Origin of the sequence: Chitinophaga polysaccharea (genome assembly GCF_902150045.1) — a bacterium.
GTDB classification, from domain to species: Bacteria; Bacteroidota; Bacteroidia; order Chitinophagales; family Chitinophagaceae; genus Chitinophaga; species Chitinophaga polysaccharea_A.
Genome location: NZ_CABFVU010000003.1, coordinates 54,808 through 68,025, shown reverse-complemented (window position 1 = coordinate 68,025; position 13,218 = coordinate 54,808). Strand labels below are relative to the sequence as shown.

The window sequence follows — 13,218 nt, the reverse complement described above, 5'->3', positions numbered from 1 at the left end:
TTACCTGCTCAGTTCAGCTATTATATTATAAAGCAGCCTCCCCGCCACAGGATCCGTAGCCGCCTTTTCCAGCGACATGGCACATAGCCAGGCGTTACCGGCTTTCACCAGTGTGGCGCCCTGGATACCGGACATATATGCGGCGCGCTCTGCCATTTCTCCTTTAATATAGCCGTGCACGTTAATATGCTTTGCCAGTATGTCCAATCCGCGTTGGCGCTTTACCGTTAGTGCGCCGTTGCATACTGCCGGTAGTTCCCGTTTGTTGTTATTGAAGTAACGGAGATCCAGGAGGCCGATGCCTTTGAATACCGGCGCTTCAGGGATATCCATGTTTACAATATCTCCCTCCGGGAAATTCAATACGCCGGAAACATATTCAGGGAACAGCTGAGCAGCCGATTTTGCTGCATCCAGGAGTAATACCTTCCCTCCTGCCTGAACAAAGGATCGCAGCTGTTGCTGTTCCGCGGCGCTGATATTCTTCCCGGGTTCCAGGCCGGCAAATACATATACCGCGCCTTTCTTAGCCAGTGCTTCACCTACGGTTGGTGCACCAGTGTATTTAATTTTCAAAGCGTCGAATACGGGCTTCATTTGCCCGGCTCCGTCTAACAATACTACAGGCGCGGTGAGTGCAGGTGAAAAAAAACGTTGATCCGCCAGTATTATTTTGCATTCGTTGGAAGATAGCAAATGGTGATGCTCCTTCAGCGTGAGTACCAGTTTACCGTTTACTTCCGCTGTGGGCAGCCTTTCCGGAATAGCGATATTGGGGGTTACCCATTGGCGGCCGTAATAAGGCACCTCCGGTATGGATTGCGTACCTGTGGCTATAACGGCGCCTTCATTGGTTTGCAGCTGCCAGGTTAATTCCGTTGCGCTTAAAGGCGTTCCTTCGTGGCGGTCGTTCACAATACAGATGCGGGCAGGAAGCTGCGTGCCTGCATAGAAGTGCCGGCCCCATAACTCAGCGCTTACCAGTACCGGTTGCAAGGCGCGTTGCAATGCGTAGTAAGCAGGATACGGCTCAATGGCTTTGGCATCGTATACATTCCGGAACCAGCTTATTAAAGCAAAGTGCAGGATGCCGGCGGCCTTATCGTTGGTTCTGCGGTAGGCTTCCGCCTGTTCGCCGGTAATGAAAGCCTGCGATTCCATGAACCAGGCCGGATCACTGAATTCATATGCCAGATCGCCTACCAGTTCCTGTGGCGTTTGATGCACCTGTGTGTAAAAGCGCACCGGGTGACCGGTTTCATTATTGGAATAGCCGGACGACATTTCCTGGCTGATCAGGGGGCGGCCTTCATTATGATTGCGTTGCTGGAACTCACCGTTGAACTGTTTGAAGATCGAGTAGTCGTACCAGTTAATATAGGCATGAATATCATCAATGTCTCCATCATCAATATCTTTAAAGAAGTCTTTCCCGAATTTCTTCTCATTCCTTTTATAATTGGAGTCAAAGCAGATAGGGCGGGTACCGTCTGTTTTCCGCATGCGTTTCACCACTTCGGAAATGATCTTCATTTTAAGCCGCGTTCTTACCGGGTCGGGATCGTTGTCGTAGAACTTCATTTCGTTGTTTACCGTCCAGAACAAAATAGAAGGATGGTTGCGGTATTTTTTCAGGAGGCTGATAAATTCATCGGCCCATTTGCTGATGAGTTGTTCCTCCGGCATGGAGCTGTTGATCATGAGCCAGGGCCAGGTGCCTTCAAAGCTGATGCCCACTCCTTTCCTGTCGGCCGCAGCGAGCCAGTTTTCATTGTAGGGCGAGGTATGCGTGCGCGTTACTTCCATATTGCCTGCTTTCATCAGGTCGTAGAAGCGTTCCGCCAGCTGCGTATCGTTGGGCGCCAGGGCAAAGGGTGTCTGGTTACCTCCGCGGAGCCAGTAACGGCGGCCGTTCAGGTAGAGGTATCCTTCTTTTGTTTCAAAGGTGCGGAAGCCGGAAGTGATGGTAGTACTGTCTGTAATGCGGCCGTTGCTTTCGAGGGAAAAAGTAAAGTTGTAGAGGTTGGGTGTTTGCGGCGACCATAACAGTGGCTGCAGGTGGTTAATTTCATAATGCAGGGTTTGCTCCTCTCCCGCTTTAATAACGGCGCCGGCTAAACGCTTTCCCTTATATAAACCCGGGATATTCATATTGATGGTAAAGGGCTGTTCTTTGACGGTATTGTTTTTCACGGTAACATCAAATCCTGCGCCGGTAAGATTGGGCTGGATGAATACATCTGTGATGGCCAGCGGCTCTGTAATAAGCAGTGACACCGGTTGCCAGATGCCTGCGGGATCATCGTTATAGAAGCCATGGGCAAGGTCTTTCAGCATCTTGTTGGTTACTTCCACGCTCACAGCAACGTCTACTACTTTGCCTGCGTCTTTGATACCGGTTACATAATCGCGGATCACTTTCACGGTAACCAGGTTCTTTCCTGCCTTGAACAATCCTTTGCCATTGACCACAAATTCACCGAACATACCGGTATGCCTGCCCGCAGGTTTCCCGTTGATATATACTTCAGATACTTTAGATACAGCATCAAAGCGAAGAAGGGTTTCCTTTTGTTCAATGCCTGCCGGCAGGTTGATCCATTGCCGGTACCAGGCTGCATTTGTCTTTTTATAATCAAAAGTATATCCCTCACACCTGGCGGTTTCCTGCTGGAAGTATGCATCAGAGGCGCCTTTAGGGTGCCGGCCAAACGTTTCTCCGTGTAGCCATATCCGTATGGGATTCCAGAAATCGGGCACGTGCATGGTATGCCATTGCGCATCGCTTTCCTGCGGGGAGATAGCCTTGCTTTCATCTGCCAGCTGGTATACCGGCATAAACAGCCAGTTGCCATTAAGCGATATTTCTGTGCGCGGTCGGCTGATATCCGTTACCGCAACAGGATGATACGCATTGCGCTGTTGTTTACGCAGTGCTTCTTTTTCCTTAGCAGTGGCGCCGGCGGTATATTCTTTACGGTCCACGCCGTCCAGGGCATTATCAGGCAAAGGCTTTATCACCAGGTCATCATAAAGGGTATTGATCCAGCCTCCGCCCAGGGTAATTTTTCCCGATGGCGCAAGGCTACTGTTACTATCGGTAACGTCTATACGTGGGAGTGATTCATCATTAAGGAATATACGGATGCGGGGCCCGCATACTTCCACCCGCAGGGTATACCATTTGCCGGGCGTGGGATGGAAATCCAGCGTGCGCAGCGCCAGGAATTCATCGGCGCCCATATAGCCAAGCCGGCTGAGGTAGAGGTTATTCTGCCGTCCGCCCCTGAGCGCCAGGATGTAACGGTCGTTCCGGTTATACGCCCGGAAACCGGCCCAGATCTGCACTTCCCGGGCAGTATCTGGCGTACTGGCGCGGAAGCTGAAGCGGTAATTCTTCAGCAGGGAATCACCAAAAGCGGCGTAGGCATTTTGTGTTTGCAGGATGCCGTCATGTTGTGTCACCGATCCTTTGCCAGCTGTTTCCAGTGCTGTTTGTTTGCCGAACGAAATACGTTGCTGGCATACTGCGCTGCCTGCCGTGAGCAGTAGCGCCGCTAAAATCCTTACGCTGTTTATCATCTTACTAATACTTTTCTTATACTGAAAAAATAAAGGGCCGGGAAACGGCCCCTTCTGTTATTACGTGATCCAAATTGAATCTTCCACGATTCTCAGGTGTTACAGTGGGTTACTTCTTAAATTGTGTTCTTACAATATTGAGATAACGTTCCCCGTAGCTTTCTGCCGGTTCAAGCTGCATGTCTTCCGTCCAGTTATTCCAGCCGTCTATCATGATCAGCCGGGTTTTATTACTGGCATTCATCTTAGCCACATTGCACAGTTTTATGAACAATGCGCCGCTATCGGTACGCGGGTATTCGGGGTTGGTGCTGGTAGGTGTGTTGATCTTCCAGCTGTAAGCCGGCGTGATGTTAGGCACATAGTCGGCTCCGAAATTCTTTTCAAAATAATCCTTTGAGTATTTCCAGTTCTGGTCTGTCATCTGCGGCAGCAGGTACCACCTGTCCCAGTTGTTGATCTGCGAGCTGAACGACTGGTGATAGATGGCGTCTACACAGCCTTTGAAGCGGATCTCATAACGGGCGGGCGGTGTCCAGCGGTCCTGCATGCCTACTATGTAAGGCTCCACACCCAATGTTTTCAGCTGGCTTCTCAGCGTATCATAAATGGCTTTGTTGCTGTCGGAAAACAACGTTTGTGCGTTCTGGATATACAGCAGGGGTTTATCGCCCACCTTCATGTAATGCGCATCTTTCATATAAGGCACAATGCGGCGGAAGTCGTCGAAGAACTGCGCCAGTTTCAGCTTATCTTTTTCGATAGGATTAGTGGCACTGAGGCCGCCGTAGGTGCCGGTGCTGAAATTATACGACATGGCAAATTTCATCTGGCCTTCCCCGTCGGCGTCAATAAACCCGCGGATCAGCGTGGAATCCGATCTGTAGTTATTGGCGTCCCTGTTGGGAGAACGGAAGGAGAACACGAAATAATCCAGTCCTGCTTTTACGCCATAGGCAATATGTTTGGGCATCACGCCGGCAGTAAGCACACCATTGGGCATACCGTATTTTCCCACTACCGGCACTTCTTTGATGTTGGCGTTCCAGCCACCGAAAGAAGTATAGAATGCGCCTACCACGTAGTTCTCCGTTACCGGCACCTCCGGTATTTCGTAGTTGAGGATATTATCATCCACAGAAGGACCGCTGAGGTCTTTTTTGCAGGCGTTGAGCAACAGGAAAGCGGCTGTTGCCAGAAGTATATTAACACGTTTCATGATGTCAGTTTTTTAAGGATGATAAGTCTGGGTGATCACATATCTGAATCCATCCCTTTGTGCAGCTGCAGCCAGTTCCTGAATGGTAGTGCCATACCATTTCTGGATAAAGCGGTAATCATAGGCGGCCGGCTCATTGTTCCAGTCGGGCACCGTATAAGGTTTTGCAAAATGCAATGGCTGGTAAATATCATAATCGTCTGTACGGCTTACACCCAGTTCCTTCAGCGCGCTCTGGTAGCCCACCGGGTTCAGGTTCACCACGGAAAGCGGGTACGACATTCTTCCCGGTACATCAGAATAAGTTGGATTGGCAGAGTAAGAAGAGTTGCCACCGGGATTGGTATGCGGCGGCAGGCGGAACACGCGGGTTCTCCGCTCCAGGCACCAGCAGTCGAAACCGCCGTCGGGGAAATAGTTCAGCCAGCGCTGCACCCATATTTTTGTGAGCGGGTCTGCAGCAATATTGGCGTTGGTAAGACTCAGGTAATTATTAAACCCTATACCGGTGGTATTCCATTTAATACCATCCCGGCCTTTGTACTCATCGCGGAGAGCAGTGCTGATATTCCAGTAAGCGAAGTTGGCGTCTATACCGGCGTAGTAGTATTGCTCTGCGCTCAAACTACCGCCCAGCCCCATTTGTGCGGCTTCCGCTTTCAGGAACAATGCTTCTGCATAAGAAAGCATGATGATAGGCCGGCCCACCTGGTAGATGACAGGGTTGGCGTTGGAATAGCTGTTGATGTTGGAACCGCCTATTATGTCCGGCTGACCGGCAAGGGCGGTCCATCCTGCCAGCTTGGTACCTGCTTTTGGCTGGCCAAGATAAGGGATAGGATAAGTTACTACCCTCAGCGAATCATCTGCGGTGCTGCTGAGCGTATCTGTTAAGATAAGACGATTGGCCGTAGGCACGGTGTCGTAATATACGCCCAGACGCGGATCTTTATAAGACCGGAACACGGTGAACAGGAACTCGCTCATTTTTGGCGCCTGCCCTGTTGCGCCCGGCGCATATGGAAAGTACTGGTTGGATTTAATGTATTTAATGAAATAAGGGTTCTCGTTATTATTGACATTTTCAAAGCTCATCTTCGCGGTTTCCGCTTCAGTGCTGATGGTGGCCGATTCGTTGGCCATTACTTCCGTGATATGCTGTCTTGCCACAGCCCCCATATTCCTTTGCGTGCGGATCGCAATTTTCAGGCGCATGGTATTGGCAAACTTGATCCAGTTTTGCAGGTTGCCGTTATATACTGCATCATATTTGAGCTTGTCGCCGTTCAGTTGTATCCTGGATGCCGCATCCTTCAATGTGGAGAGCACATAGCTGTAAACGGTATCTTCATTTTCAAACAGGATGGTCGACAGGTACTCGGGGTTGTTCGCCTGGTACAGCGGCACAGCGCCGAAGTTGCCCGCCATAATGGAATAGGCGTATGCCTGCAGGATACGGGCCACCTGTACACGGTTGTTATAAAGCGAGTCATTACCGTAATTGATCACCACCTGGTTAAGATTACCCAGTACGCCCTGGTAAAATGTTTGCCACAGGCCGGCGTCCGTTACATCGTACCTGTTGGCCTGCTGGCAAAGCAGGTGGCCGAGGTCCCAGTATTTACTGGTGTTATAGTCCGCCATACGGGCGTTCATATTTTTCACAGCCGCCAGGATACTTGCTTCCGGCGCGGCTTCGCTGAACTGTGTGGGATCCGTGTTCAGGCTCTCAAAATCCCGGGTGCATCCCCAGCACATGATCGTTATTAAAGAAAGGATATATACTGCTTTCATGATACACATTTAAAAAGTTACTTTCAGGTCAAATCCATAAATAGAGAAGGGGAAAGATCCGCCGGACTCAATACCCTGGGCATTACCGGTGGTATTGGCGGCTTCCGGATCAATACCCTGCGGCGTGTGTTTGAAAAGGGTCCACAGGTTGCGGCCTACAAACGCCAGGCGTGCAGATCTTACCGGTGTTGTTTTCAGGATCTTCGCCGGTAAGGAATATCCGAAAATCAACTCACTCAGGCGGATATTGGATGCGTTGAAAGTGATGGCAGGTGTGTTGTTCAATACCATGTCGGAATTGTAGGTAGTTGGATTCATCCAGATACCGCTTTTTTTACCGGGGATCATGCGGCCGTCTTTATCAAGGATGTTTTTACCGGAAGCATCTACCAGGGGAAAGTAAGCTTCCTGGTAACGGGCGCCCTTGGGCCTGTCGGCATCGCTGTACACGGTATTGCCTTTACTGTTAGCCTGACCAACCCCCATTCTTTCCTGGTCATTTTCACCGAGGATCACATTGCTCAGCAGGAACTCGTCGCGGCCATACAGGCTGGCAATCGTGTTACCGGCAAAATTGGCGCGGCCATAGGAAGCGGAATAAATAACGCCGCCCCACTTCACAGTAAAGAGCACAGATAAATCGAAGGCGCCGTATTTAAAGGCGGAGCCCAGTGACCCTATCCAGTCCGGGTGGAAATTGCCCAGCACTACATTAGGATCAGGAATAGTTCTTCCATTGGAAGGATTCACGATAAGCGTATCGCGTACCTTGTAAGGCGCGTTGCCGGTAAGCACGCCGTACTGCTGGCCAACAATGGCATTTACGGTGGCGCCAAGGTTGGTGCCTAAGCTAAGCCGGTCGATGTTCGGTACCAGCGACAATACCTTGTTCCTGTTCATAGACCAGTTGGCCATTACATTCCATCTCAGTTTTTTTGTTTGCAGGGCCACTGCGTTCAGCGACAGCTCCACGCCCTTGTTCTGCATTTCGCCTGCATTGAGGATCCGGGTGGAGAAACCCGTTTCCGTAGGGATCTGCGGACGGATGATCTGGTTGGTGGTGTTGGATTGGTATACGTTAGCAGTGAGCTGAATGCGGCTTTTAAACAATGCCAGCTCTATGCCTGCTTCCCTCGACAATGTTTTTTCCGGTTTCAGCTCAGGATTGTTCAGCTGGTTGCCATTACCATAGTTCAGGTAAGGATTGCCCAGGAACAGGCCCCCATACGGATAGGTAGTGTACAGCGATAATGGTGGAGCTGCGTTGCCTACCTGTGCCACCGATGCTCTCAGTTTTCCGTAATTGATAAAACTGTTTTCCGGGAGGAAGTTGGAGAACACAAAGCTACCGCTCACAGAAGGATAAAAGAAAGAGCTGTTGTTCACAGGCAGTGTAGACGACCAGTCGTTACGCCCCGTGATATCGATAAAGAGGAAATCGCGGAAAGCCAGGGTAGCATTACCGTAAATCGATTGCACATTAGAGCGTACAAGCGATTCCGTAGCGGCAGGGAATGCAGTGCTGTTCTGGATGCTGGGCATATCATGCACCAGCAGGGAAGCGATGCTGGCGCCCCTGAACTGGTTGTTGTTGTTTACGTATTCCGCGCCCAGGTTGGCAGTAAGACTAAAAGATTTGCTCAGCTTATTGTTGTACATGAACATCGCCTGGTAGTCCCACATCTGGTTGTTCTGGTTGGAGTTTGAATAAAACCCGTTCGGCGTTCTGAGGCCGCCAAGCTCTTTATACTGGTAATAGCTGGCGATCTTTATATCTGAAGAAGCCATTAGGCGGAAGCTGAGATGGCTGGTCAGTTTAGCCGTGGCCGTTATACCCGCCAATAAGCGGTTGGATTTATCTTCGTTTTCATTTTCATAAAGCATCCACAGCGGGTTTTCCACGCTGCCTACCGCGCCGAAAGTAACGGAGTTGCCAAAGGGATCTGCCCATGGAGAGAGGGAGTTGATGTTTACGCTGCGGGGCATGTACACATAGGCTGCCATAGGGCTGGACGGATCCAGGTTACGGTAGGTACGGTTCTTTGTGCCCTGGTTGGTATACATTACCCTTGCTTCCACGTTCAGGAACTTACCAAGTTTACGGCCGGCGTTAAGGGAAACGTTGTGTTTCCTGATGATGTTCTGGTTTTTCAGCACATCATCGCTGTTGGTGAACATGTACGACAAGCGGAACGATGACTGTTCATCCGCTTTGTTGATGGAGATGCCGGAGCTGTTGGTGATGCTGGGTTTATAGAGAGAAGTGATATTACCTGGTTGCGGCAGGAAACCACCTTCTACCCTTTTGCCGCTAAAGTCGTCATATGGCTGACCCAGCATAGGCATTCCCCAGGTAGATCCGTTGAGCCCCATACGTACGGCATCGGTGCCAGCAACAATATTGTTGCCATTGCCTACAGTATACCCGTTGCCGCCTTCCCCATATACGTTCTGGTAAGCGGGGAATTCAGCGATAGAATTCACCAGGGTGTTCTGGTTGACAGCGATGCCGAGACCATCGCCGATCTTACCTTTTTTGGTAACAATGAGCACGGCGCCGTTAGCGGCGCGGGAGCCATAAAGGGCGGCGGCGTTGGGCCCCTGGAGGATCTGGATAGATTCCACATCGTCGGGGTTGATGTCTGCAGCGCCGTTACCAAAATCGAGATTATCCCTTCCATCGCCCATATCGTTATTGATAGGTACCCCATCTACCACCCAGAGGGGCTGGTTGTTTTGTGTCATGGAGTTTTCCCCTCTCAGGATAAGGCGGCTGGACGATCCCGGCTGCCCGGTTGTAGTAACCTGCAGGCCGGCCACTTTACCAGCAAGGCCATTTACGATGTTAAGGTCACGTGCTTCCGTGAGGTTGTTGGGGTTTACCGACTGGGTGGCATAGCCTACTGACTTTGCCTGCCGGTTAAGACCCATAGCGCCTGCAATCACCACATTTTTTAAGTTGATGGGAGAAGGCATTAATAAAAACTGTACGGTGGTTTTCCCGTTCAGCGCCATTTCTTTTGTTTCATACCCCGTCATAGTAGCCCGTAGAATGGTGGTTTTCGGGTCGGCCACATAAATAGAAAATACGCCATCCTCGTTGGTGGCTACGCCGTTACGGGTGTCTTTCACCATGATACTGACCCCTGGTAGCGGATTGTTTTTGTCGTCCGTGGCTTTACCCTTGATAAGGGTTCGCTGGGCCATTGCCTGTGTACAACAGAGCAGGAGCAAGACTGGCAAGCAGAATCTCATAATTGATTGATAATTAATGGTTTAAAATACATAACCGTGGAACTAATTTCCAGTAAAGCGGGAGCTACGCTGATAGTATGTGTTAGGACAGGGAGACTTTCAGATCGTGGAATCCGGTAACATAACGCTTTGCTGTGAAAATTGCTTCTTCAAAAAATCATATTGCAAATCAATGCGCTACACGCTAATAAATCCATTAACGAACGTATTAATGCGCAATTAATCGCCCTATTTTTTTTAAAAAAGACAGTAAGCGGGGATCAGGAGATGATATCCTGGAAATTCAGGCGGAAGTTTTCGCCATACATATGGCGGTAGTCTTTATAAAATTTTTCATACACTGATTTGGCAATAGAGGGTCTGCCCTGCCGGATCAGGTTTTTACATTTTGCGCGGAGCGCATCTTCATGGATAGGGTCAAATACAAAAATAGCGTTAGCGATATCGATAAATATTTCGGGAGAAGCATTGGCAGGCAGTCCGTTCATTTCTGCGAGCAATACATCGAGGGCTTTTGAAGAAATGTCTGACTTGATGTCTTCCAGCCAGGAGTAATCGGTGCGGAACAGGAAGGTACCTTCCTTCACTATTTTCAGCAGCAACCGGACCCGCTCCATACCAGGAGAAGCGGATTTTACCAGGTGGCTGAATTCTGCGAGGTCCACCCAAAGGAGGTCAGGGTCATACGTGATCTTCCAGCGCCCTTCCTCCCGTAGAATAACGCCGCTGCCCAACTTTTCAAGAATGGCTTTCAGCTTTACCATATTCACGGAACGGTTATTCCGCGCATCTCTCTCGGACTTATCATGCCAGAGGATCTCGTATAATTTTTCAGAGGAGATGCCTTTGCCCGACCACGCAGTATGGATCACGATCAGCAGCAGCATTTCCTTCAGCAGCGGTGAGAGCAGCTGCGTTAAGGCATTCTTATCTTTATCCAGTACCTGGAACTCGCCAAACAGCAGCAGGGCGGCCTTACCGGCCGTTACATCTTCCGGCACGGTGGCCGGCGCCACTACCGGCAATGAAGGAACTTCTTCTGTTTGTACCAGCGTTACGGGAATTGCAGCTAAGGACGGCTTATTAAACCGGCGTCTATATAAATAACATATAACAACAGCCGCCGGCACTATTCCTGCCAGCAGCCACCACCACTTTAAACTAAACCCGGCGCCTGCTGCTGCCGACAATGCCAGTTGTCCCGGCGGAAAGGCCAGTGAGTAAATGCGTACTTCGGTCGATTTATCCCTGTCCACTATCTGCGTTACTGCCAGCAGCTGCTGGCTGCGGGGACAATAATACAGATCGGCGCCGGAGCGGTTGTCGAGGAAGGCGTACGGAATTGTGTCTCCAGCCAGCTGGTATTCCGGCCGCAACAGGGAACCTTTGATCAGCTGTAAGCGCGACCGGAACCGGTCGTTCGGAAACATCAGCGCATAATAACTCTGATCAGTGGTATCGATCACCATAGATGATGCAAACACAAAGGGCTCCGCAGGCTCCGGTAAGGTATATACTTTCCGGATACAGTTATTGGCTACATCGTATTGCAGCAGGTCGTAGTAATAACGGGGGCTCAGCATCTGTTCCCCGTTATCGCTGCCATAGCCGCCCAGCAGGTAAGCGGTATCCCCGTTTGCGGTGGCGCCCAGTGCGGAAAGATATCTTGGTTTATAATCCGATTGCTGCACGGTTACCTCTTCCCATTTGCGGGTGTTGAAAGAGAAGCGTTGTACCAGATTTTTATATTTCAGCTGGCCGTAGCCGCCGAGTATATACACGGCATTGTCGCTTTTGCGGATAAATTTATTGGTTTGCCAGTACTGGGTAATGTCTGTGGAATCAAAAGGGATGTCCCAGCTGCGGGTGGCGGGTTGCCATGCTGCCAACTGTTGTTGGTCGATATGCACGCTGTACAATGTGCGGTTACCGGGGTTGTATATGGATTGATAACCAGGGGCCAGGTATTCCTGCCGGCTCAGCGCTTCCGCCTTGGAGGAATGGTCGCGCAGGAGGAAATGATGGATACTGTCGGCTGCCACGATATATAATTCTTCTTCCGAAGGATCAAAGGTATAACTACCATTACCCTTCACCGTTAGTACCTTCAGCAGCTGCCATTGCTGGTGCAGCGGCGTGCCCCAAACGGGATTGATCACATTGGCCACACGGCCGCGGATACTGTCTTCCGCGCGAACGCCGGCCATTTCATTCAGGGGCCAGAAGGCATCCATTTTATTATTGCGGTACAACGCAATGCTTTTTACCTGCATGGGCGGCACATCGCTGGTTTTAAAGCTATGCAGCTGGCAGGCCCCGAAAAATATGCGGAAGCATTGGTCTTTCAATACTATTTTTTTACTCCCGGAATTTTTCCCGTTCACTGTAAGCGACAGCATCTGCCCGTTATACTGCAGGCTGCAGGTATTCCATTGGTGGAACAGCAGGGCGCTGTCTATCCTGAAATCCAGCTGTGTATATACATCTCCGAAAACAACGCTGAATTGCTGGTTGCGGTGATTATAAATAAGATCAATATTCTGATGATGGTTATTAATGAGCCTTACCACGTAACCGTAATACACGCTCCTGTCGGGGAAGAAGTTAAAGTCGAACGACAACCCGAAACTGCCATCCAGGCAAAGCGGGTCGCTGCCGTTCAATACGAGTGAAGTTCTCTTCTCCTGTACCTGCTCGAAGGAGGAGAAGACTAAGCCCTGCGACTGTGCAGGCAAACAAAAAAGTAAAAGTACCCCCGCAAACAGCAGGGCTTTAAAGGAGCACATATTCATGGTGGAACACTAAAGGGCGCATCGTTCTGAAAACAGGCTGCAAGTTATAATATTATATCATAACAGGCAGGCATCTGAATTAATGTATGCGTATTCTGGTTGCTTATCGGGTGGGAAGATAGGTTGTTTTGATGAAAAAAGATTCAAAAACGCCGGCAGTACAATACCATTCCCCTAACGGGAGGTATATATTAAAAAAGAAAGCGGGTTACAACAATGATAAATAATAATGGATCATTTCTTGACGGAAGCCCTGGCCTGCCCGTTAAATCCAAGCGCCAGTTTCACCCAGTAATCAAAAGCAGCCCTTGTTTTAAGGCACTCATTGTCTACATAAATAAATCCTTTGTATGCACGTCCTTTCATTATTACTGTCTGACTGCCTTTCTTTTTAAGCGCCTCTTCATGAATACCCGGATCAATACGGCACATCATACGGCCAGGACCGGCCGCCAGGCACATTTTACCGTTCACCATAAAGGCCAGGCTGCCAAACATTTTCTTCTCTTCCACTCCCGGCAAATGAGCAAGGGCCTGCCGTATCCTTTCTGCTAATTTTTCATTGTAGGCCATGGC

The 13,218-nt window shown here is 50.0% G+C and carries 6 protein-coding genes; all 6 read right to left on the bottom strand.

Annotation, left to right across the window (positions count from 1 at the left end; translation table 11 throughout):
• Entirely contained in the window at window positions 1–3,582 is a 3,582-nt protein-coding gene (locus FN124_RS20690; protein WP_142686697.1) for a glycoside hydrolase family 2 protein, read from the bottom strand.
• A gap of 109 nt (window positions 3,583–3,691) precedes the next feature.
• Window positions 3,692–4,801 carry a glycoside hydrolase family 99-like domain-containing protein gene (locus tag FN124_RS20685; RefSeq protein ID WP_142686696.1) on the bottom strand — a complete coding sequence of 370 codons (1,110 nt, stop codon included), beginning with the start codon at window positions 4,799–4,801 and terminating at the stop codon, window positions 3,692–3,694.
• A gap of 12 nt (window positions 4,802–4,813) precedes the next feature.
• Window positions 4,814–6,595 (bottom strand): SusD/RagB family nutrient-binding outer membrane lipoprotein, encoded by a 1,782-nt coding sequence (locus tag FN124_RS20680; protein WP_185937294.1) that lies wholly within the window; start codon window positions 6,593–6,595, stop codon window positions 4,814–4,816.
• Between the two features lie 9 nt (window positions 6,596–6,604).
• Window positions 6,605–9,850, bottom strand: coding sequence for a SusC/RagA family TonB-linked outer membrane protein (locus FN124_RS20675; RefSeq protein WP_142686694.1), 3,246 nt, complete (start codon window positions 9,848–9,850; stop codon window positions 6,605–6,607).
• Between the two features lie 260 nt (window positions 9,851–10,110).
• Window positions 10,111–12,642 carry a hypothetical protein gene (locus tag FN124_RS20670; protein WP_142686693.1) on the bottom strand — a complete coding sequence of 844 codons (2,532 nt, stop codon included), beginning with the start codon at window positions 12,640–12,642 and terminating at the stop codon, window positions 10,111–10,113.
• Between the two features lie 234 nt (window positions 12,643–12,876).
• On the bottom strand, window positions 12,877–13,215 hold the full coding sequence (locus FN124_RS20665; RefSeq protein WP_142686692.1) for a TfoX/Sxy family protein: 339 nt from the start codon (window positions 13,213–13,215) through the stop codon (window positions 12,877–12,879).
• Window positions 13,216–13,218 lie beyond the last annotated feature (3 nt).